Annotated in this window: 20 protein-coding genes; 7 read left to right on the forward strand and 13 right to left on the reverse strand. The window is 33.4% G+C overall.

The genetic code is table 11. The features are described 5' to 3' along the window. Positions 1-99 precede the first annotated feature (99 nt). Positions 100-462, reverse strand: coding sequence for a hypothetical protein (locus DM397_RS14530; protein WP_111378235.1), 363 nt, complete (start codon positions 460-462; stop codon positions 100-102). Positions 463-836: 374 nt separating this feature from the next. Further along, positions 837-1,466 carry a hypothetical protein gene (locus DM397_RS14535; RefSeq protein ID WP_111378236.1) on the reverse strand — a complete coding sequence of 210 codons (630 nt, stop codon included), beginning with the start codon at positions 1,464-1,466 and terminating at the stop codon, positions 837-839. A 554-nt stretch (positions 1,467-2,020) separates the two neighbouring features. Between DM397_RS14535 and DM397_RS23935 the strand changes: the two genes are divergently transcribed. Together DM397_RS23935 and DM397_RS14545 are read left to right on the forward strand one after the other, a co-directional pair. After that, on the forward strand, positions 2,021-2,194 hold the full coding sequence (locus tag DM397_RS23935; protein WP_167511668.1) for a hypothetical protein: 174 nt from the start codon (positions 2,021-2,023) through the stop codon (positions 2,192-2,194). Positions 2,195-2,254: 60 nt separating this feature from the next. Next, positions 2,255-4,000, forward strand: a complete 1,746-nt coding sequence (locus tag DM397_RS14545) for a tetratricopeptide repeat-containing sensor histidine kinase (protein ID WP_111378238.1) — start codon at positions 2,255-2,257, stop codon at positions 3,998-4,000. Between the two features lie 70 nt (positions 4,001-4,070). Here the strand turns inward: DM397_RS14545 and DM397_RS14550 are convergent, their stop codons facing one another. After that, positions 4,071-4,604, reverse strand: coding sequence for a 5' nucleotidase, NT5C type (locus tag DM397_RS14550; RefSeq protein ID WP_111378239.1), 534 nt, complete (start codon positions 4,602-4,604; stop codon positions 4,071-4,073). Positions 4,605-4,692: 88 nt separating this feature from the next. Between DM397_RS14550 and DM397_RS14555 the strand changes: the two genes are divergently transcribed. The 3 genes from DM397_RS14555 to DM397_RS14565 all read left to right on the forward strand — a co-directional run bounded on the left by DM397_RS14555 (position 4,693) and on the right by DM397_RS14565 (position 6,937). Further along, entirely contained in the window at positions 4,693-5,442 is a 750-nt protein-coding gene (locus tag DM397_RS14555; protein WP_167511667.1) for a DeoR/GlpR family DNA-binding transcription regulator, read from the forward strand. Positions 5,443-5,488: 46 nt separating this feature from the next. Continuing rightward, positions 5,489-6,298: a helix-turn-helix domain-containing protein gene (locus DM397_RS14560; protein ID WP_111378240.1), complete on the forward strand. Its 810-nt coding sequence runs from the start codon at positions 5,489-5,491 to the stop codon at positions 6,296-6,298. A 156-nt stretch (positions 6,299-6,454) separates the two neighbouring features. After that, positions 6,455-6,937 (forward strand): YybH family protein, encoded by a 483-nt coding sequence (locus DM397_RS14565; protein WP_111378241.1) that lies wholly within the window; start codon positions 6,455-6,457, stop codon positions 6,935-6,937. A gap of 79 nt (positions 6,938-7,016) precedes the next feature. Here DM397_RS14565 and DM397_RS14570 read toward each other — a convergent pair whose 3' ends face one another. From DM397_RS14570 to DM397_RS14595, 6 genes are all read right to left on the reverse strand, one after another. After that, positions 7,017-8,057: a S66 family peptidase gene (locus tag DM397_RS14570; RefSeq protein WP_111378242.1), complete on the reverse strand. Its 1,041-nt coding sequence runs from the start codon at positions 8,055-8,057 to the stop codon at positions 7,017-7,019. Positions 8,058-8,171: 114 nt separating this feature from the next. Next, a complete protein-coding gene (locus DM397_RS14575; protein ID WP_111378243.1) occupies positions 8,172-9,623 on the reverse strand; it encodes a TolC family protein in 1,452 nt (483 codons plus the stop codon). Beyond that, positions 9,616-12,783, reverse strand: coding sequence for an efflux RND transporter permease subunit (locus DM397_RS14580; protein ID WP_111378244.1), 3,168 nt, complete (start codon positions 12,781-12,783; stop codon positions 9,616-9,618). The genes DM397_RS14575 and DM397_RS14580 overlap by 8 nt, the downstream gene beginning before the upstream one ends. A 108-nt stretch (positions 12,784-12,891) precedes the next feature. Beyond that, entirely contained in the window at positions 12,892-13,974 is a 1,083-nt protein-coding gene (locus DM397_RS14585) for an efflux RND transporter periplasmic adaptor subunit (protein ID WP_111378245.1), read from the reverse strand. 176 nt (positions 13,975-14,150) lie between these two features. After that, a complete protein-coding gene (locus DM397_RS14590; RefSeq protein ID WP_111378246.1) occupies positions 14,151-14,531 on the reverse strand; it encodes a hypothetical protein in 381 nt (126 codons plus the stop codon). A 188-nt stretch (positions 14,532-14,719) separates the two neighbouring features. Next, a complete protein-coding gene (locus DM397_RS14595) occupies positions 14,720-15,130 on the reverse strand; it encodes a GNAT family N-acetyltransferase (RefSeq protein ID WP_111378247.1) in 411 nt (136 codons plus the stop codon). Positions 15,131-15,301: 171 nt separating this feature from the next. Between DM397_RS14595 and DM397_RS14600 the strand changes: the two genes are divergently transcribed. Next, positions 15,302-15,865: an outer membrane beta-barrel protein gene (locus DM397_RS14600; protein ID WP_111378248.1), complete on the forward strand. Its 564-nt coding sequence runs from the start codon at positions 15,302-15,304 to the stop codon at positions 15,863-15,865. 43 nt (positions 15,866-15,908) lie between these two features. On the opposite strand, the gene DM397_RS14605 is transcribed toward DM397_RS14600, so the two are convergent. From DM397_RS14605 to DM397_RS14620, 4 genes are all read right to left on the reverse strand, one after another. After that, positions 15,909-16,520: a hypothetical protein gene (locus DM397_RS14605; protein WP_111378249.1), complete on the reverse strand. Its 612-nt coding sequence runs from the start codon at positions 16,518-16,520 to the stop codon at positions 15,909-15,911. Positions 16,521-16,683: 163 nt separating this feature from the next. Next, positions 16,684-18,561, reverse strand: coding sequence for a M1 family metallopeptidase (locus tag DM397_RS14610; RefSeq protein ID WP_111378250.1), 1,878 nt, complete (start codon positions 18,559-18,561; stop codon positions 16,684-16,686). Positions 18,562-18,824: 263 nt separating this feature from the next. Then, on the reverse strand, positions 18,825-20,405 hold the full coding sequence (locus tag DM397_RS14615; RefSeq protein WP_111378251.1) for an NADP-dependent glyceraldehyde-3-phosphate dehydrogenase: 1,581 nt from the start codon (positions 20,403-20,405) through the stop codon (positions 18,825-18,827). Positions 20,406-20,481: 76 nt separating this feature from the next. Then, positions 20,482-20,793 carry a rhodanese-like domain-containing protein gene (locus DM397_RS14620; protein WP_095929060.1) on the reverse strand — a complete coding sequence of 104 codons (312 nt, stop codon included), beginning with the start codon at positions 20,791-20,793 and terminating at the stop codon, positions 20,482-20,484. 363 nt (positions 20,794-21,156) lie between these two features. Here DM397_RS14620 and DM397_RS14625 point away from each other — a divergent pair, with 363 nt between their 5' ends. Continuing rightward, positions 21,157-21,783: a Crp/Fnr family transcriptional regulator gene (locus DM397_RS14625; protein WP_111363407.1), complete on the forward strand. Its 627-nt coding sequence runs from the start codon at positions 21,157-21,159 to the stop codon at positions 21,781-21,783. Positions 21,784-21,863: the final 80 nt, after the last annotated feature.

Below are 21,863 nucleotides of genomic sequence, written 5' to 3' on the forward strand. Positions count from 1 at the left end.
TTTCAGTTAAAACAAAGTTCGCAAAGCGATATAAATTGCTTTGCGAACTTTGCGTTTAGCTTTGTGCCCTTTGCGGTTAAAAAACCAATCCAGATATCATTAAGACTTATATTTATAATTTTGTTTTAAGATTCCAACATTGACTTTTCCGTTAGTTTTTAAGTGTGCCATTATTCTAATGTACTTCTCTTCGGGATATTTTACATTAAAACTAAAGGTTGTATCTTTTGTTTTTACTTGAAGCAAGTGTTTTCCTTCATCAGATATTGATAATCCGACTGTTTCATAAGTAGGCAATGCTTCTGTTGCTTTTAAGGTAATTTCTTGAACTTTTTCTTTATCCAGAAATACTTCTAGTTTTAAATTGTCCAATTTCATATCTGTTGGCTGTTCAAACGAAACAACATATTTTTTACAGCTGACAGTGCATAAAACAATTAAGAGTATTAGGAGTTTTTTCATAAGGGGTATTTTAGACTAATTTTTATCAAAAATCAAAACCGTTTTTAATGTTTTATAAATATAAATAATTTTATTTCAATCTGGCTAAAAAACCAAATTTTACAATTTTTTGGAATACATAATTACTCCAAAAAAGACAGGGAAAAATTCTTCAAAAAAAAGGTAAAAAAAACAAAAAAATCTCTTATTTTATTGAATTTCATTAGGTTTATCGGGATTTTTTTCTTATCTTTATAGTGTAAATAACAGTAAATATATGCCGAAAAACACACTTTTTAAACGCCAAAATTACACTTCAAAAAATCATTCTTTTTATTCTTTCAAGCATTTTATTTTTCAAAATGCATTCAGATTTCATTTCGAAATCATGTTGCTTAATCTTTTTTCTGCACCAAGTATAAACATGCAGAAGACACCAGAGCAACTGTTCCAACCGCAATCGTAATTATTTTGCGAGGATATATTTTCTGAACCATTTCTTTAGAAAATAAATCTTTAAAATTTAGCATAAGATTTTCCTTTTCAGGAACTTCTTTAGACTCTTCATTTTCATTTTTCAACAAAACATTTTCTTCTATGCCATTACTATCAATTTCAACCGTTACATCCTTCGCGACATTCTTAGTTTGTTTTGCTTCTTCAATTCTACATTTTTCGTTGAACTTTTTAAAAGGACGCGGCTGAAAATCGACTAGCACTGCGGCAAGATTTATGGCGTCAATATTGGTTGGGTCTGTTTCGCCTTTAAAGAAAGTTTCAATAGGCCTAAACTTATCTTTTTGATTTTTAAACTTATTCTTTTGGGTATAGTCAAAATCTACGCACAGTAAATTTCTAAAAACTTTTAAATCATCTTGAGTCGGGTTGTCTTCAAAGATAAGCCAGCATAAATCGCGGAGTTTTCCGCGGGAAGGATGGTACAGAAAATCAAAGTACTCACCGTCTTTTTCAATCTCGTATTTAATTTTAATCGCCTTTTTATATTCTTCTAATGTATTGTTCATCTTACTTTTTTAGAAAATTCTTTTGACTCCTTTTATTTCCATTTTTAACTAAAACTTTTTTATATGCCTTTATTTTCAACCTCTAAATTTAATCATTACAAACAATTCAATTTCTATTCCAAATCTATACTATTTCTATATTTTTTTTAATAGTCCCAGCCAACTTTTGACAGACTTATTGCATCTATTATAATAAGAGATTTGTCTAAAATTAAATAATTCAAACTAGACTTTTAAGCTTTTTTCTGGGAATTTCTGGGAATCTCAGGAAAACGCGGGAATTCTGGGAATCCCTTGCCAGCTAAGGCCTGGAAGCTCCTTTACTTTGCATCAAGAAATTAGTTCAGGTTTTGTCTGCAGACTAAAACAATAAAGAAAACCAGTTCTAATTAAGAGTGTAAAAAAACTGTAAGACCGAGTTTATTCGGGAAGTATAAATAACGTCTTACTGTTCTACACACTTCACTTCCCAAAACCAATGTTGGTATTGTCCCAAAGCCTCTGGATCATTCCGGACAGCAATACCTATGTCTAATTTCTTAAAAATAAACAAAATGAAAAAACTAATACTATTTATCGCTTTTGCGCTATTGTTCACGATATTTTCTTGCACTCCTGATGAGTACGAGACACAACCAGTTAAGAAAACTGAAAAAGTAGATGGTCACGCTGGTAATGATATACCTGATGGTCCTGGTGATGTACCAAAACCACCTATAAAATCATAATACTAATAAATTTATTTTTAGTATCTAATTAATTACTATTTTCGGGGAAAGTAAATTTATATGTTACGGTCCCCGTTTTTTTATTTTATTCTACTTATTTTTCTTTTTTCTTGTAAAGAAGAAAGCATCAATCATCCTGATGCAGAATTGATTCGAAAACAAGCACTTAGTTTACGAGATACGGCAGACGAAAATTATGTAAAAGAAAACTTTAATAACGCTTTTTATGAATTTAACAAATCAAAAGCTCTTTTTGAAACTTTAAAAGATAGCACCAATATTTCTTATGTCCTTATCCAAATGGCAATCATTCAGCAGATCAATGGAGATTATTATGGCAGTAAAGAAACCGTAACTGAAGCTTTGCCTTATGCTAGAAAAAACAAAAATCATAGAAGTTGCATAAATAACGCATTAGGGATTGCTGATAAAGAACTTTCTCTTTACCAAGATGCTATATTTTATTATGAGGAGTCGGCTAAAGATTCCGATAGTTTTCAGGAGAAGCTGCCTTCTTTAAGTAATATTGCAGTTGTCTATATTCTTCAAAAGAAATATGATAAAGCAATTACACTTTTAGAATCAATTTTAAGCCAAAGATTACTAAACGAAAAATCTAACGCTCGTACCAAAGGAAGAATACAAGATAATTTAGGTTATGCTTATTTAAAAAAGGGAGCGGAAGATAAAGGATTTCATTTAATGGATGAAGCACTCCAGATCAAAATGGAAACTAAGGATACCTATAGCAGTATCGAAAGTTATTTACATCTTGCAGACTATTATTCTAAAAAGAATCTTCAAAAATCAGACGAAAACGCTCTTACAGCGTATAACATTTCTACAAAACTAAATAGTATTGATGAAAGATTAGAAGCCCTGCAAATATTAATCTCAAATGATAACAGTCCTAATACCGCAAAATATACCCAAAAGTACTTTACATTAAATGACAGCATTATTAAGGTTCGAAATAATTTTAAAAATAAGTCCGCAAAAATCAAGTACGATGCTAAAAAGGAAAAAGACGAAAACGAAAAACTTCGTTTAGAAAAGGCCGAGAATCAATTATCGCTTCAAAGAGCTAAATACCTAAAAATTGTATCGGTAATTGTTTTTGCTTTTTTAGTTATTCTAATATTCATTTTGATACGCTATTATAAAAATAAAAATAAAGCTATCGAATTTAAAACCTCATATAATACTGAAACCCGTATTGCTAAAAAAATCCATGATGAATTGGCAAATGATGTCTTTCAAGTTATAGCTTTTGCTGAATCTCAACCGTTATCTGTAGAAAACACAAAAGAAAATCTGCTGCAAAAACTGGATGATATCTACAGCCGTGTACGCGGAATTTCAAGAGAAAACAATAGTATCGATACTGGTGCAAATTTTACCCACAGCATAAAAGAAATGCTCTCGGCTTATAACACACGAGAGAGAAATATTATGGTTACCAATTTAGAAAACATAAATTGGGAAAATATTGATGATATAAAAAAGATCACCATAAGCCGAATTTTACAGGAATTAATGGTAAATATGAAAAAGCACAGCGAAGCAAGTATTGTGGTTATACGATTTGAAAGTGACCAAAAATCAATTTCGATAAGCTATAGGGACAACGGCAAAGGCTGCGAAAAAAGTATGGTTGTGAAAAATGGCCTTCAAAACATGTCAAATCGTATTCTAGCTGTTAACGGAACATTTGATATTGAAACAGAACCTGACAAAGGATTTAAAGTAAAAATATCGATGCCAGAACAAACCCAGATTAAGGTAAAAGAAAAATTCGCGTATTAAAAAAACCTTTCAGAATTAATCTGAAAGGCTTTTCTCTTCAAAAAACAATAGTATTATAACCTTTACTAGCTTATAATGTTTCGTTTAAAACAGCCACCGCTTCTTTCCAGTTATTTACTCTTAGATGGTGTGTTTTGTTTATATTGTGAAAGGCAGTAAACATAATAGGTTTACCCATACAGTAATCTAAATTTTTACAGTGATCATCAATTAAATAATCGGTGTTTATAATTCTTTTACTGCCGCATAAAACTATATTTTCCCATTTTATAAAAGGAAAGTGTTCTGCAAGCCATTCTACTTTTTCAGCAAGAGAGATTGGAAATTCTGTTGCTGCTGAAACAATAAATATTTCAAAATTCTTTTGGAGTTCTTGCAAACTCTCAACTGCATCTGGCATTACCGGCAGGTTTCTAAAAAAGTTCCCTTTATTTAAAATTCTGTGCAAAAGCGCTCTTTCTTTAAAAGCTTCTTCTTCGCTTAATCCTTGAATTCCTTCTTTCGAAAGGTTCATTCCGTATTCTTTATTATATTCTTCAATCAATTGGGTTTCTATATCGGCTAGTACCCCATCCATATCGACTGCAATGGTTTTCTTTCTCATGACAAAATTATTTTGCGGTAAAATTATGCAAAAATTGCAATATATTGCAATTTTTAATTTATTTTTGCAATATAAAACCGCAAGTAAAATGAAAAAGGAAGAACGTCAAAAAGCAATTTTAGAATATCTATCTAAAGAACACCGTGTTAGCTCTGTAGAATTAAGCGAATATCTGAGCGTTTCAGAAGATACTATCCGTAGGGATTTAAAAGAGCTTTCAGATCAAGGACTTTTAAAAGCAGTTCGAGGTGGTGCGGTGGCTCCTTCTCCGATTCCGCTTCATTATAGAAAAAGAGAAAAACACGATATCGAAAACAAAAAAATTATTGCTCAAAAAGCTATTTCGTATTTAAAAGACGGACAAGTCGTTTTTATTGACGGCGGAACCACTTCTCTAGCTTTAGTAGCAAGCTTTCCTTACGATTTAAAATTGACGGTTATTACCAATAGTTTTCCCATCGCTTCGTTGGTGGAAGATTTACCCAATATTGATTTAATTTTTGCAGGCGGAAAAATGTGCAAGACTTCTTTTGCTACTTCGAGTATTGAAACGATTGATTTCTTTAGGAATTTCAGAGCAGACATCTTCATTTTAGGAATTTGCAGTATTCATCACGAACGCGGTATTACGGGAATTTTATACGACGATTCTGTATTGAAAAAAAATATGATTAAAAACTCCAATTTTGTCATCGCTTTAAGTTCTATCGAAAAAGTGGAAACTGCCGAATCATATTTTGTCTGCCCAATAAAAGACATCGATGTTTTGGTAACCAATGTTTCTCCTGATGAGGAAATTTTAAAGGCGTACAAAAATACTGGTTTAACTATTCTTTAATTTCATAACTTTGATATAGACAATGATTTAACATTAATCTAGTGCAATGGAATTCCAATATTTTCTACCATCAGAAATTCTGAAACCTTATATAAAACACTATTATATTTTTGAATCAGATTCTGATATAGAATTTCAAGATACTGTTTTTCCTAGTGGCGAAATGGAAATGATTTTTAATCTCGGCGATGGCATTTGGGAATCATTGATTGATGAAAAATTTCATAAAACACCCAAAATTGAATTGTGGGGACAAATAACAAAACCACTTGCTATAAAATCAAAAGGCAGACACACTATGTTGGGTATTCGGTTTTATACCCATTCTGCAGCTTATTTTTTTAACGATGAGGTCGGAATCTTTAACGATCAAATTTTAGATTTAGAAGATGTAATTGGCAAGCCCATAACAACGCTACATTTACAGCTTTTGGAAACTCCAGAAATTCAAAAGCGAATTGAACTTATCGAATCATTTTTAATCAAAAAATTGATAATGAATGATAACAAGTCGCAAAAAATTCAAAAAGTGGCTCATATACTGTCTAGTTTAGTCCAAAATCCATCAGGAAGCGATATCAATACTATTGCTGCCAAATACGGAATGACGCCTCGTTATCTTCATAAACTTGTTTTTCAGCATACGGGTCTGGCTCCAAAATCCTTTAACAAGATTATCCGTTTTCAGCGCAGTTTAAAATTAATTGCCAACAACGATTCTCCTTTAACCTCAATTGCTTACGATTCTGGTTACTTTGACCAATCGCATTTTATAAGAGATTTTAAAGCTTTTACAGGAACCACGCCAACTTCTTACCTAGAAAATCTTTCTCCAATAAATAATTTAATTATCTAACATCAATATTCGGCACTACTTCTTAGCATCTTAGAAGCTTAGCAACTTAGAATCTTAAAAAAAAACTGTTCCGATTTGTACAATTTAAACGTTTTTAGACGCAATACCTTTGATTAAAATAATATCATTTTATTCTTTTAATTAAAAACTAACGTTATGAAAAATTATGCTCTTGGTACAATCTTAAAACTAATTGTATTTACCATATTATTAAACAGCTGTAATTCGGCATCAAAAAAAGAAACAGCCAATTTAGACGAAGCAAAAAAAGCAATTCAAGAAAGTAACGCGATTTATTTTAATTCATTTAAAAATAATGATCCCTCTATCTTTATAGATCGTTATGCCGATGATGCTTCAATATTGCTACCCAATGCACCTCAAATTTATGGAAAAGAAGGCGCCGCCAAATTCTTCAGAAAAGCCTATGACGAATATGGCTTAAGAGGCGGTAAATTTATTACGACAGCAGTTTATGGCGATGGCGTAGAATATGTTACCGAAGAAGGTTTGTGGCAGTCTTTAAATGCTAAAGGCGAACTTATGGATGATGGCAAATTTCTTGTTCTTTGGAAAAAAACTCCTAAAGGCTGGAAAATGTTTAGAGATTCTTTTAGCAGCAATCGCGAAGCCAAATAAAAGTACTTTATTAAAACCGAAAAAGACTTTCAGGATTTAACTTCCTGAAAATCTTTTTTATTTATAAACGTTTTTATAATTATTCTGAAACACCACTTTCTAATATGGTAAATGTTTTATTTACGCAGTCAATTTCTGCCAATACACCAAACGGAATGGTAAATGTTGGACAGGTATGCCCAAAATCCATTTCTGTTACAATGGCAAGGTCAGTCAGTTTTTCTTCTTTTATGATTTTTAAAATCTCATCATTATATTCTTTAGCATATTTAAAATCATATGGACGACCTAAAATAATGCCTTTTATACGATGTAAAATGCCTTGTGCTGCATAATTTCTCAGCCAATATCTCAGCGTACTTGGTTGGGCCATATTTTCAGAAGTTTCCAAAAACAAAATGCAATCATTCCATGTCTCTACAGAAGGCCAAAAATCTGTTCCCTTCAAAAATTCTAAAACATCTAAGCAACCTCCTATCAATCTTCCTTGTACTTTTTCTTTTCCTTGTAGAAAATTCCAACCATCAGATTTCACCAGCTTTCTTTTGGTATTGGATAACGATGTATCAAACCAATCCAGATATTCTGTTGTCCAACCTTCTATGTTCGGTACAATTTCTCCAACAGGTTTTGCCGCAAATAATGTTCTTTTAATATCCTGAATCTGATAATCGTGCATGCCGCAATTCTCAGCAAATCCAACCAAAACTGAAGTGCCATAAAAAGAAGTCAATCCAGCTTTTAAGCAGGCAAAATGCGTTATCGTTGAGTCAGAAAAACCTAAAAATATTTTCGGGTTCTTCGCTATAACATCCAAGTCCAAAAAAGGCAGAATCCGTACACTTTCTTCTCCCCCAATATTGCTAATGATAGCCTTTATAGATGGATCTGAAAATGCTTCCATTAAATCTTCTGCGCGAGCTTTTGGGTTATCATAAATCCAATCAGCAGGTTTCAGCGCATTTTTTGTTTCCACAACTTCCAATCCGAATACTTCTTGAAGCTGTTTCTTTCCATATTCATATCGGTGAGGCAATTCCCCTGCGCCTCCCCAAGAAAGCGATATGGTAGCAACTTTATCTCCTTTTTTTAATGCTTTAGGTTTAGTGAGATTTTTCATATTAATAGCTTTTGAAACACAAATATACAGAAGTCTTTTTTTTATTTGGAAACAAAAAAGCCTTTCAAGATTTTACTCTTAAAAGGCTTTCCTTCTACAAATTAATTGGCAAAATTATTTCCATCCGCCGCCCAAGTCTCTGTAAACATGAACTGCAGCATTTAGTTGTTCTTTTTTAGTGTCTATTAATTCTAGTTTTGCTTCTAATGCATCTCTCTGAGTCATCAAAACTTCGAAATAATCTACTCTTGCCGATTTAAACAAATCGTTTGAAACATCAATAGAAGTATTTAAAGCGTCAACTTGTTTTGACTTAAGATCATATCCTTTTTGAAGATTCTCAATCTTAGACATTTGGTTTGAAACTTCTAAATAAGCATTTAAAACCGTACGATCGTAATTGTATAATGCTTGAATCTGTCTTGCATTGGCACTTGCAAACTCCGCTTTAATTGCATTTCTGTTAATCAAAGGCGCTACAAGGTCTCCTGCCAACGAATATAAAAGCGATTCTGGCATGGTGAACAAATAAGAAGGTTTGAAAGCCTGTACTCCAATCGCAGCCGTAATATCCAAAGAAGGATAAAACTCAGCACGAGCAACCTTTACGTCCAGTTTTGCAGCAACCAATTCTAATTCCGCTTGTTTCACATCTGGTCGATTCTGTAATAATTGAGATGGAATTCCAGAACTTACAGCTGCTGGCAATAAACTTAAGAAATTAGTGCTGTTGGTTCTTTTAATTTCCTGAGGATATCTTCCTAACAAAAAGTTGATTTTATTTTCGTTTTCTTTTATCTTTTGTAAAATTTCGAACTCTAAACTCTGTGAAGTTAAAACCTCTGCTTCAAATTTCTTAACTCCCAATTCAGTTGCTCTTGCCGCTTGTTTTTGAACTTTTACAATTTCTAAAGCGTTAGTCTGCAATTTGATGGTCTGCTTAACAATATCCAACTGATTGTCTAAGGCTAATAATTCATAATAAGAATCGGCAACTTCTGCGATGAGGTTGGTAATGACAAAGTTTTTTCCTTCAACTGTAGCTAAATATCTGTTTAAAGCTGCTTTTTTAGAATTACGCAATTTTTTCCAGATATCTACTTCCCAGTTTGCATAAGCGGCGATAGTAAAATCTCCTAACGGGTCTGGTGTTTCTACGCCTGGTTTAATCTCTGTTGTAGCATCACCCGCACCTTGGCTGGTATATCTACCCACTTTTTCTACTCCCGCTCCCGCACGTAAACCTGCTGTTGGCAATAAAAGTCCTTTTTTTACACGGATATCATTCTTAGCAATTTCAATTTCCTGTAAAGTAATATTTAGTTCCTGATTGTTTTTAAGAGCAGCGTCTATTAACTCAACAAGGTTCTGATCTTTAAAATAGTCTTTCCAGTTTAATGCTGCTGTATTATTGTTGGCATCTTGCGTTTGAGCTGTTGCACCAAACGACTCAGGAACTGGTGTACTGGTTGTAACTGCTGCCTCAGGTGCAGGGGTTTTACACCCTGCAACTGCTAGACAAACAGCTAATGCAATACTATATTGATATGATTTAACTTTATACATGATTGTTATCAATTTCTTCTGTTAATGGATTTTCTAGTTCATGTTTAACCAATTTGTATTTTTCAGCAATTTTGGCAAAAATGAAATACAAGCCCGGAATTACAAATACACCGCAAATGGTTCCGATAAGCATACCACCCGCGGCTGCAGTACCAATTGTTCGGTTACCAATTTTACCCGGACCAGTTGCAAAAGCAAGCGGTAATAAACCTGCTATAAAGGCAAAAGATGTCATTAAGATTGGACGGAACCTTGCTTTTGCTCCTTCCATTGCCGCTTGTAAAACTGATAATCCTGCAGCGTGCCTTTGTATTGCAAACTCTACGATCAGTACGGCATTTTTACCTAATAAACCAATCAACATTACCATCGCAACCTGAGCGTAAATGTTGTTTTCTAATCCTGTTAATTTCAATAAAAGGAAAGCTCCAAAAATACCCGCTGGTAACGAAAGAATTACTGATAATGGCAGAATGAAACTTTCGTATTGCGCTGCTAATACCAAGTAAACGAATCCTAAACAGATTAAGAATACCCAAATCGCCTGATTACCTTGAGCAACCTCATCGGCAGAAATACCTGCCCAATCAATGTCATAACCTCTTGGCAATTTTTCGGCAGCTACTCTCTGAATTACTTTAATCGCAGTACCAGAACTATACCCCTGAGCTGGCGAACCACTGATTTGTGTTGAGGTATACATATTATGACGCGTAATTTCAGAAAGTCCGTATACTTTTTCTAATTTCATAAAAGCAGAATAAGGCACCATTTCATCACGATCGTTTTTCACATATAATTTCAAGATATCATCTGGCTGTGCACGATATTCTGGTGAAGCCTGAACAATTACTTTATAGTTGATTCCAAATTTGATAAAACTGATTTCGTAGTTACTTCCCACAAGAGTTGACAAAGTATTCATTGCATTTTCAATAGAAACCCCTTTTTGCTGTGCCAAGTCATTATCAACTTTCATCATGTATTGAGGGAAACTAGAACTATAGAAACTAAATACGTTTGATAATTCTGGCTGTTTATTCAATTCGGCAACAAAGTCGTTGTTTACCTGCTCCATTCTCTTATAATCTACAGAACCGGTTTTATCTAACAAACGAAGCTCAAATCCTCCCGCAGCACCATATCCTGGTACAGCAGGCGGTTGGAAAAATTCGATATTTGCCCCCGCAATATCTTTACATTTTTCCTCCATCTCGTGCATAATTTCAACAACAGATTCTTTTCTATCACTCCAGTCTTTTAAGTTCACCAAACAAGTTCCTGAGTTGGCACCTGTACCTTCAGAAAGAATCTCATAACCTGCCAATGAAGAAACCGATTTTACGCCGTCAATCTCTTCTGCAATTTTTTGAACTCTCTCTGCAATATTGTTAGTTCTCTCCAAAGATGAACCTGGAGGCGTCTGAATCACGGCATAAAACATTCCTTGATCCTCATTCGGAATAAATCCTGAAGGAACTGAACTGCTTATTAAAAATGTCCCAATACAGAAACCTACAAGTGCCACAATAGTTACCACTCTTCTATCAACAATTTTACCTAGTAGATTTTGGTATTTCCCTTGAGCTAAATTGAATTTTTCGTTAAAAGCATCAATAAATCTATTTGCTGGTGTTGGCTTTTTAGGCTGTCCGTGATTGTTTTTTAACATCATTGCACAAAGTGCCGGTGTCAATGTCAAAGCCACAATACCAGAAAGGATAATCGCCGTTGCCATAGTTACAGAGAACTGTCTGTAGAAAACCCCAACAGGACCAGACATAAATGCTACTGGAATAAATACCGCCGCCATTAAGAATGTGATCGCAATAATTGCTCCCGCAATCTCGTGCATGGCTTGTTTAGTAGCTTTAAATGGCGAGAGATGTTCTTCTTCCATCTTGGCGTGAACGGCCTCGATAACTACAATCGCATCATCGACGACGACTCCAATTGCCAATACCAAAGCAAATAATGTAATTAAGTTCAATGAAATATCGAAGAAAGTCATGAACACAAAAGTTCCAACTAATGATACGGGTACTGCAATTGCTGGAATAACCGTAGATCTCCAGTCTCCCAAGAAAAGGAATACTACTAAACCTACCAAGATAAAGGCCTCAACAAGTGTATGAACCACTTTTTCGATAGAAGCATCAAGAAATTTAGAAACGTCATACGAAATTTCATAATCCATTCCTCTTGGAAATCTCTGTTTAATTTTTTCCAGTTTAGCCTTAACTTCTTCAATAACCTGATTCGCGTTACTTCCAAAAGACTGTTTCAATACAATAGCTGCAGAAGGTCTTCCATTCAAATTAGAATAGATATCGTACATCGAGCTTCCGAATTCAACTTTTGCAACATCTTTTAATCTCAAAAGCTCTCCGTTTGGATTAGCTTTTACTACAATATTCTCATATTGTTCTTTAGTGGTAAAACGTCCAGAATATTTCAATACATATTCAAATGCTTGAGAACGTTTACCAGAACTTTCCCCCGTTTTACCAGGAGAAGCCTCCAAACTCTGACTAGATAATGCTTCCATTATCTCATCAGCAGAAATTTTATAGGCTAACATACGGTCTGGCTTCAGCCAGATACGCATTGCATATTCACGTGTTCCTAAGATATCTCCAGAACCAATACCGTTTACCCTTTTCAATTCAGAAAGTACGTTGATATCGGCATAGTTATACAAGAACTTCATGTCGGTATTTTTGTCTGTACTGTAAAGGTTTACATACATCAACATACTTGGTACTTCTCGGGTAATTTTGATACCCTCACGAATTACCAAAGGAGGAAGTTTATTGGTAACAGAAGCCACGCGGTTTTGAACATTAATAGCGGCTTGGTTAGGATCTGTACCTAAATTAAAAACCACTTTAATTGTAGCTTCACCGTCGTTTCCGGCATCAGAAGCCATATATTTCATCCCAGGAACCCCGTTTAAGGCTCTTTCCAAAGGAATAACCACTGCCTTAACCATCAGCTCACCGTTAGATCCAGGATAATCTGCGGTAACGTTCACCATTGGAGGTGAAATTGTAGGGAATTGTGTAATTGGTAAATTTAAAACCGACAACACCCCTAAAAAGACTATGATCAACGATATTACTATCGACAGAACAGGTCTTTGAATAAATTTATTAAACATTTTAATATTTTTTAAATGATTAAATTAAATGGAAATCAATACGCAGTCAGTAAAATTTTAAGCACAGCATTTTACTGAATACTTAAAACTGATAACTGAATACTTCATTTATTCTGCTTTTAAGCGTAAATGATTGATTACTTCTTTAGGAGATTCGTAATCGAATTTAATTTTGTCGTTTTCTTTTACTTTCTGAACACCTTCTAGTAAGATTCTGTCGTTTTCTGTAATACCGCTTTTGATTACATACAAATCAGGAATTTCTCCTGTAATAGTGATTTCTCTCGAACTCACTTTGTTGTCCTTACCTACTACAAAAACATATTTTTTATCTTGAATCTCGTAAGTAGCTTTTTGCGGAATTACAATAGCATTTTTAAGAGGAACATTCATTTGAACTTGTCCTGTTTCGCCATTTCTAAGTAATTTTCCAGAATTAGGGAATCTAGCTCTAAAAGCGATATTTCCTGTTTCGTTGTTGAATTCACTTTCAATAACCTCTACATTTCCTTTATCTTTAAACAGTTCTCCGTTGGCCAAAACTAAATTCACTTTGTTATCGGCACGGTCTTTAATATGCGTTTCATAACTAATGTATTCTGGTTCAGAAACATTAAAATAAGCAAACATCTGACTGTTGTCTGAAAGGCTTGTCAACAATTCGCCTTCGTCAATTAAACTTCCCAATTTTAAAGGAATACGGTCGATTGTTCCGTCAAACGGAGCTCTAATTTCTGTAAATGATAAATGAAGTTTTGCCAATGCAACCTCAGCTTTTGCAGATTGCAATTTTGCCTGAGCGACACTTAATTCGTTTTTAGAAACGATATTTTTATCAGCTAATAATTTTGAATTTTGCAATTCAATTTCTACTGATTTTTGTTCTGACTGCGCTTTTAATAATTCTGCCTGATACATGTTTGGCATAATTTTAAACAACAGCTGTCCTTTTTTTACAAACTGTCCTTCGTCAACATATATATTTTGTAAAAACCCTTTTTCTTGGGCACGAAGCTCGATATTTCGAACCGATTTTATTTGTGAAACATATTCTTTGGTAAATGAAGTGTCAATTCTAATCGGATTAGTAACCGTAAATTTTTCAACTTCTTCTTTTTCTTCTTTTTTAGATGTACAGCTCGTTAAGCACACCAAGGCCATTAAGCCTGTGAAAACAATGATTTTTTTCATGATTTAGTTTGGAAATTAAGCGATTGAATGCTTTGGAATGAAAATTCCTTTTGGATGTTAAAATGCATCAGCCAGCCTTAGTCCAGACCTTAACTTTATATAAGCAGAAGTAGAAAAATATACAACAGCAAGATACTCAGAGATCAAAACTCAGGTAACCGATGTATACTATAAAATCAAATTCTTAGTACTCGTTGAGTAATATAGATAGGATTTGAATGCCCGAATATAGGCGTAGAAAATTTTAAACGATTAGAATCATTCGCTGCAGACTGATCTGAAAGTGCCAGATACAAAGCGTCTACCAAACTATACGAAGCAGTAAAATATTTGTTCGCAAGTAAATCAACATCTTCGCCTCCAACAAGATCTTCTTCTAAATCAATATCTGTAGCTTCTTCAATTGTTGAAGTTCCACGATCTTGATTAGTAAACTTAACTCTGTGTTTTTGTAGATGATGGTGACTATGAGGACCAAAAGTATTTGCATTCAAATATTGGCCTCCGCCAAACAGAAGCATATTCATGAATACTAAAAATACTATTAACTTTCTCATTTCGGTGCGAAAGTAATAAAAGAATTAAAACAAAAAAAGATTTTTTAACAAGCTTTAACAGTTAGATAAAATGAAAACGTTTTCGGTAACATTTTATATGAAGACTAGATGAAGAAAAATAGTATTACAATCAAAAAAGCACAATTTAAACAACTACAAAACAATCATTTACCTAAAACAGATAATTATTATTTTAAAAATTTAATTTCCATAATTGTAAATTCTTGACCAGCTTTTGTAAATGTTTTATGAGTATCTATAAGCCCTATTTTTTCATAAAAAGACTTTTTGTTGCTTCTCGCGTTGCACCAAACTTTTTCTATTTTTTCATTTTTTGCGAATTCCAAAATGTGTTTTAAAAGATAAGAAGCTATTCCTTTTCCTTGATACTCTTCTATAGTAGCCAGTTTTCGAAATTGCATTTCTTCTCCTTCTATGAAACAAGAAACGATAGAAACTAATTTATTATCTTCAAAAACTCCGAAATGAAATCCTGAATCGTCTTCTTCTAATTGTACAAATTCAAACGGTTGGTCAGGCCACATTACTTCGTGACGGATCTGCCAAGTATCGGATGCTTTTATTGTTTTAATTTCCATAAGTATATATTAATCTTTTCAAAAATAATTGATTTTAATCTGATGTAAGAATGTAAAACAAAAAACATACAAAACTAAAATTCAAAAGTTTATAAAAAATAAATCAGACAAATCGTGCAATTTTGATCTATTATGTCTATTTTTATAATTCCAAAAATCAAATAAATCCTTATGAGAAAAATCTTTTTAGCAGCATTTTTATGTATTTGTGCAAATGGATTTGCACAATTAATACAAATCGGGCCACAGTTTTCAACGAATATTACTTCTGTTAACGCAAAAGGTTTTAGTTCTGATCATACAAACACAGGAATTGGCGCCTCCGCTTTTGCTCGAGTAAATCTTACCGTTTTTTATGCACAGGGTGAATTTGGTTATGCCCAAACCAACTTTAGCGTTTTTCAAGATGGTATTGGAGAAACCGAATTTAAATTGTCTGGTACTGATGTCACTTTAATAGCTGGTTTTAAAATTCTTCCGCTCGGGAAAATAGGAAATGTGAGGCTTTTTGTGGGATACAATTGGAAGAACTTCTCAGACATAAAGCCAAGCAACAATCTAAATTCTATAGCCTTTGAAAAAAACAATCATAGTATACTTGGCGGTGTGGGAGTTGATGTTTGGAGGCTTACTTTTGACCTAAGATATCTTGCAGGACTAAGTGATATAGATGCTTCAGATAGCGAAATTAAAACGGGCGTAACTAGTCTCTCGCTTGGATTTAAATTTTTATAAAACATTAAAAAAGGGAATCAATCGATTCCCTTTTTATTTACTCTTAGATTTTAGCGTAATAACTTTCTTCGTTATCATTGATTATTTTCTGTACTCCTTCTTTTGTTTTAACTGCGACATTAATAACATGAAGTATGTTTGACTTTTCATTCAGACTGCAATACCAAATAGTTCCGTCTGAAAGTATAATTTCTGAAAATACGGATGCAGTACAGCTAGCATTATTATAAACCAAATTTTCTCTTTTTAGGAGCTTCTTCTCTTTTGTTTTTTTGTCAACTTCGTAAAACAATATTTCGTTTACTTTAATCTCGATCAGTTCATCAAAACTAGATTGATTATCGTTTGCCGCTGCTGTTGACCAAATAGGCAGATTTCCTGTTCTTTTCCAAGTTCCAACAGCTAGATTCAAGATTTTCTTTCTCAAAAGTTTTCGTAAAGTATCTACTTTATTAACGGCATCTATTCCAATTTCACTATCTGGTTTAATATTTGCTGCCAAAGAGAATAAGTCTATTGCCTTTACAAAATCTGCTTTTTTATAGTATGCAACAGCTAATTCGTATTTGTTTTTTTGAAATACTATTTTTTGGTTATTCTGTCCAAAAAACTGAAATGTACTTAGCAATACAATCAGCACAAGTGTATTTTTCATTAAATTTGTAAGTTTTTTATTATTTTACAAACCTAATTTTTTTTCAATAAAAACCTTTACGGTTATCCGTATTTTTGATTATTGTTAAATATTACAAAAAAATAATAGTATTGCATTAAAAACAAAGCAACAATATTAACTAATTCATTAAAAACAATTCAATCTATTTAACAAGTAAAATGTTATTTTCTGGAGTTGCATCCATAAAAATACCACCATCAAGTTGAATTTGTGCTATTTTTTTTGTGCTTTTCAGAGTTATTCTGGCTATTTTTTGATTTTTCTCCCAAATTGCAGGCGTCTGATGTAATGTCACTTTCGATTTATCAGCGTAAGTAATTATAACGTCAAACGGAATTGCAAACCCTCCAATATTTTCTATTGTTATGGTTTTCTTATCAGCAGAAATGCCTTTTACTGCAATATCCAAATAATTGTTGGTAAAGAACCAATTATTAAAAAACCAGTTTAAATTCTTTCCTGTTGCCGTGTTAAATGAATTAAAATAATCCCATGGAATTGGGTGTTTCCCATTCCAATTATCCATATAATCGTGTAGTGCTTTTTTGAATAAATCATCACCCAATAAATCTTTCAAAGCTAAATAAGAAAGAGAAGCTTTACCATAAGAATTATTTCCGTAGCCTGCTCCAGAAACCTGTGTAGACATTGTGATAATAGGCTGATCTTGTTCTGAAGATCGATCGTTTATATAGTGTTTTACTCTGAACTCTTTGTAAAAGTTATCTGCAGCCTCTTTGCCATGCTCTGCAATTCCGATTAAATATTCAAAAGTTGTTGCCCATCCTTCATCCATAAAAGCATAACGAGTTTCATTGATTCCCATATAAAAAGGAAAATAAGTATGTGCTACTTCGTGATCTTGCACCAATTGCGCAAAAATAGGATCTCCCATTTCAGAATCGTTGCACATCATTGGATATTCCATATCCGCGAAACCTTGAAAAGCTGTCATTTTTGAGAATGGATACGGAACTCCAGGCCAATTATTTGAAAACCAATCTAAAGCATATTGATTATTTTTTACAGAATTCACAAAATCTGTTCCCTTAATATCGTAAGCCGCCTGAACACTTACACGGCGGTTTGTTTTTTTATCTACAATAACACTGCTCGCATCCCATAAATAATGATCACTTAAACCAAAACATACATCTGTAATATTTTTAGCTTCAAATTTCCAAACGTTCCAGTCATATTGTTTGGTTACAATACCACTTTTCATTTCTTGTTCGTTAGCAATATGAAGAATTTCATCTGTTGTGTATGATTTTTTTAAACGTGAAGCAAATTCAGGCTGTAAAACCTCATCTGGATTTAACAAATCGCCTGTTGCATATACCACATAATTTTTAGGTGCTTTTACAGAAAAAACATAATCATTAAAATCATTATAAAATTCCTGACGGTCTGTATGAGGCAACCTATCCCAACCATTATAATCGTCAAAAACTGAAACTCTTGGGTAACTATAAGCTACAAAAAAAGTAGTTTCGTCAATCTGCCCCTCTCTTCCACTTTCTTTAGATAAAGGATAATTCCATTGAATATTTATATTAGTTTTTGAATTTGGTAAAATCGGTTTTTGCAATTTTATGTTTCCAACAGTTCCCCATTTTTTAGCATCTTCTTTGTACACTTCATTTTCCACTTTTAATGAAGTAATCGTTAATCCGTCACTTAGAAAATCTTCACTTACATCATTTCCACGAGACGAAGTAGGTTTATGAAGATTATTCACAAATCGGATCACTAAGTTTTTTAAAGTGTCTTTGCTGTTGTTTTCGTAAATAATGGTTTCTGTACCACTAACCAATCTGGTTTTAGGGTCAACAGAAATTTCCATATTATATTTTCCGCGGTTCTGCCAATAGTTTACACCTGGTTTCCCGTCTTTAGAACGTGTTCCGTTCTCATAAGCTTTTTTTATATTTCGAGGCATGTAAAGCTCTTGAGCAATAGTATCTTGGGCAAAAAAAACAAATGCTATTAATGCAAATTGCAAAAAACTCTTTTTCATAAATAATCTTTAGATTGTTTGATATATAAGACTGCTGTTTTAAAACAATGTTACAAATTTAATTATTAATTGTGAATTGTTGGTGGTTGATGGCTTGTAGTTGATGGTTGCTGGTTAACAGTGCTTTTTAATTTTTAATTTTTAATTTTTAATTAAAAAAACTAAGCATCTTAGCATCTCAGAACCTTAGCTTCTTTAAAAGAAAAAACCGTCTATCACCTAAGCAACAAACGGCATCTACAATTAATATATAACCTTGATGACTACAAAATATAATCGGTATTAATAAAATTTGATTCTTTGCTGTTAAGCAATTCCTGCAGAATCTCATTATTATAGTCGATATCTTTTGAAGCTACAAACGTACGGATTGAGAATGAACGTAAAGCATCTGGGATACTCAAAGTTCCCACAGCAGAATCTTTTCTTCCTGTAAAAGGGAAAGCATCTGGCCCTCTCTGGCAAGAGCTGTTTAAGTTTACTCGACAAACTAAGTTTACCAAAGCATCAATTAGTGGCGCCAATGTTTTGATGTCTTTACCAAACAAACTTACTTGCTGTCCGTAATTTGATTCTGCCATATCTTTCAATGGTTCTTTAATATCTTTAAAAGAAAGCACAGGAACAACTGGTCCAAACTGCTCTTCGTGATACACACGCATTTCTTTGTTTACTGGATATAAAACTGCTGGAAAAATATAATTATCAGTGTGTTTTCCTCCTTTTTCATTGATCACTTTTGCTCCTTTGTGAAGAGCGTCATCAATTAAACCTTGAATATATTTTGGTTTATCGGTTTCCGGAAGCGGTGTTAATGAAACTCCTTTTTCCCACGGATTTCCAAAAACCAAACTATCTACTTTCTCAGCAAAACGTTTATTAAATTCTTCTCTAATTGATTCGTGAACATATAACACTTTTAGAGCTGTACAACGCTGCCCGTTAAAAGACAAGCTACCTGTAATACATTCTTGAATAGCCAAATCCAAATCGGCATCTGGAAGAATAATAGCTGGATTTTTAGCTTCTAAACCTAAAATCAAACGCAATCTGTTTTTGTTTGGATGCTGATCCTGTAAAGCAATCGCCGATTTACTGTTTCCAATTAATGCCAAAACATCAATTTTTCCAGATTTCATAATCGGAGAAGCCACTTCGCGACCTCTACCGTAAACAATATTGATTACTCCTTTTGGAAAACTGCTTCTGAACGCTTCTAATAATGGCGAGATACATAAAACGCCATGCTTAGCAGGTTTGAAGATTACGGTATTCCCCATAATCAAAGCTGGAATCAGCAATGAGAAAGTTTCGTTTAAAGGATAATTGTATGGTCCAAGACAAAGTACAACTCCAAGAGGTCCACGACGAATCATGGCGTTTACTCCTTGCACTTTTTCGAAGTGTGAACTGCGTCCATTTAATTCTTTGTAACTTGCAATAGTATCATAAATATACTCTACAGTTCTGTCGAATTCTTTTTGCGAATCTCCTAATGATTTTCCGATTTCCCACATTAAGTATTTCACTACTTCTTCGCGGGTTTCTTTCATTTGCTTCACAAAATTTTCCATGCATTTAATACGATCCACTACTTTCATAGTTGGCCATAAACCTTGCCCCATATCGTATGCATTGGTAGCAGCTTCGACAACTTCTGCTGCTTCTTTTTCTCCCATAAAAGGGATAGATCCTAATAAAGTCGGTGAATATTTTTCTGTTGAAGAAATAGTAGAAAACACAGGTGTGGTTTGCCCTGTCCATTGTTTCAATTCTCCATTTACAAGATAAGTATCTTGATTTATCAGCGCATTAATCTGATATTCTTCTGGTATAAAACTCATAATTTGGTTTGTTTAATGGTCTGGTAATTCTATTTTTCAAAAGAAAAAAGAGGCTTTTTTAGTGCCTCTTCTTCTTTTATGGTTGTACTGTTTCGCCTTCCCAATCCAGGATTCCTCCAAGCAGATTGTACGCGTTTTCGATACCTAATTCGTTCATTATCTGGCATGCTTTTGCACTTCTAGCTCCAGAACGACAGTATACATAATAATTTTTATTTTTGTCTAATTCTTCGATTTCATAGATAAATGCCTGCCCTTTATTGATATCAATATTTAGAGCATTCTCAATGTAGCCGTCATTAAATTCGTCTTCAGTTCTTACATCAAGTATAACTGCATTTTCGTCAGCCTCTAACTGAGCAACCCAATCTTCTTGTGATAAATTCATAATAAAATGTGTTTTTGTAAAATTACGACGTTTCTATATATAAAAAACGTACCAAATGCGATTTCGATTATTATTCTCAGAAAACGTTTTAGAGAAAGTATTATAATCAGTGAATTACAAATTTAGTTACTATTTTTAAAAATTCAGCCTACAAAATCGATAGAAAATAGGATTTTTTCATTTGCATAAAATTAATCTTAAATCTAGTTTTCTGATAATTATTCCCACCCCAAACCCTTATCTTTGCAAATAATCACATATTTTAATTCTATTTTGATAAAAATATTCGCCACGAACTAGACTAATTCTTAAAAGTAAATTGGTGTGAATTAGTGTAATTCGTGGCAAAAAAAAAACTATAAAATGCAGCATTCATTAAAAACCATATTTCCTAATTTCTCCAACGAGCTTATTGCTACAATTGAAGAAAACGGAAGCCTTCAGGATTTTGAAGCAGGAACCATTTTAATGCGTACCGGACAGTATATTAAAAATACCGTTTTGATTATTAAAGGTAAAATCAAAATCTATCGCGAAGGCGAAGATGGCGGAGAGTTCTTGATGTATTATTTACAACCAGGACAAGCCTGCGCCATCTCGATGATTTGTACCGCTAAAAGCGAAAAAAGCCAGATAATGGCAAAAGTAGTTGAAGATGTTACCGTGATGATGATTCCGTTGCAATTGATGGATAAATGGATGATGGAACATAGAAGCTGGTATGAATTTGTAATTGAAACCTACCGAAGCCGTTTTGAAGAAGTTCTCGAAGTGGTTGACAACATCGCCTTCCGTTCTATGGATGAAAGATTAGAGTTTTATTTAAAACGTCATTCTGATGCCTGCGGCTGCTCTGAAGTGAATCTTTCGCACCAAGAAATCGCAACCGAATTGAATACTTCACGTGAAGTGGTTTCTAGATTACTCAAAAAAATGGAACAGCGCGGTCTAGTCAAACTCAACCGAAACCAGATTGAGTTATTGAAATAAAGTTTTCAGCCACGAATTCACGAATTTTATTTTTTTAAATCTGAATCGAAGCAAATTAAATAATCTGTGAAATTCATTAC

Origin of the sequence: Flavobacterium nitrogenifigens, from assembly GCF_003254565.1 — a bacterium.
GTDB classification, from domain to species: domain Bacteria; phylum Bacteroidota; class Bacteroidia; order Flavobacteriales; family Flavobacteriaceae; genus Flavobacterium; species Flavobacterium nitrogenifigens.

Bases quoted from the DNA above. Each gene is read 5' to 3' on its own strand.
- DM397_RS14530 (WP_111378235.1), bottom strand. From the start codon at position 462: ATGAAAAAACTCCTAATACTCTTAATTGTTTTATGCACTGTCAGCTGT.
- DM397_RS14535 (WP_111378236.1), bottom strand. From the start codon at position 1,466: ATGAACAATACATTAGAAGAATATAAAAAGGCGATTAAAATTAAATAC.
- DM397_RS23935 (WP_167511668.1), top strand. From the start codon at position 2,021: ATGAAAAAACTAATACTATTTATCGCTTTTGCGCTATTGTTCACGATA.
- DM397_RS14545 (WP_111378238.1), top strand. From the start codon at position 2,255: ATGTTACGGTCCCCGTTTTTTTATTTTATTCTACTTATTTTTCTTTTT.
- DM397_RS14550 (WP_111378239.1), bottom strand. From the start codon at position 4,604: ATGAGAAAGAAAACCATTGCAGTCGATATGGATGGGGTACTAGCCGAT.
- DM397_RS14555 (WP_167511667.1), top strand. From the start codon at position 4,693: ATGAAAAAGGAAGAACGTCAAAAAGCAATTTTAGAATATCTATCTAAA.
- DM397_RS14560 (WP_111378240.1), top strand. From the start codon at position 5,489: ATGGAATTCCAATATTTTCTACCATCAGAAATTCTGAAACCTTATATA.
- DM397_RS14565 (WP_111378241.1), top strand. From the start codon at position 6,455: ATGAAAAATTATGCTCTTGGTACAATCTTAAAACTAATTGTATTTACC.
- DM397_RS14570 (WP_111378242.1), bottom strand. From the start codon at position 8,057: ATGAAAAATCTCACTAAACCTAAAGCATTAAAAAAAGGAGATAAAGTT.
- DM397_RS14575 (WP_111378243.1), bottom strand. From the start codon at position 9,623: ATGTATAAAGTTAAATCATATCAATATAGTATTGCATTAGCTGTTTGT.
- DM397_RS14580 (WP_111378244.1), bottom strand. From the start codon at position 12,783: ATGTTTAATAAATTTATTCAAAGACCTGTTCTGTCGATAGTAATATCG.
- DM397_RS14585 (WP_111378245.1), bottom strand. From the start codon at position 13,974: ATGAAAAAAATCATTGTTTTCACAGGCTTAATGGCCTTGGTGTGCTTA.
- DM397_RS14590 (WP_111378246.1), bottom strand. From the start codon at position 14,531: ATGAGAAAGTTAATAGTATTTTTAGTATTCATGAATATGCTTCTGTTT.
- DM397_RS14595 (WP_111378247.1), bottom strand. From the start codon at position 15,130: ATGGAAATTAAAACAATAAAAGCATCCGATACTTGGCAGATCCGTCAC.
- DM397_RS14600 (WP_111378248.1), top strand. From the start codon at position 15,302: ATGAGAAAAATCTTTTTAGCAGCATTTTTATGTATTTGTGCAAATGGA.
- DM397_RS14605 (WP_111378249.1), bottom strand. From the start codon at position 16,520: ATGAAAAATACACTTGTGCTGATTGTATTGCTAAGTACATTTCAGTTT.
- DM397_RS14610 (WP_111378250.1), bottom strand. From the start codon at position 18,561: ATGAAAAAGAGTTTTTTGCAATTTGCATTAATAGCATTTGTTTTTTTT.
- DM397_RS14615 (WP_111378251.1), bottom strand. From the start codon at position 20,405: ATGAGTTTTATACCAGAAGAATATCAGATTAATGCGCTGATAAATCAA.
- DM397_RS14620 (WP_095929060.1), bottom strand. From the start codon at position 20,793: ATGAATTTATCACAAGAAGATTGGGTTGCTCAGTTAGAGGCTGACGAA.
- DM397_RS14625 (WP_111363407.1), top strand. From the start codon at position 21,157: ATGCAGCATTCATTAAAAACCATATTTCCTAATTTCTCCAACGAGCTT.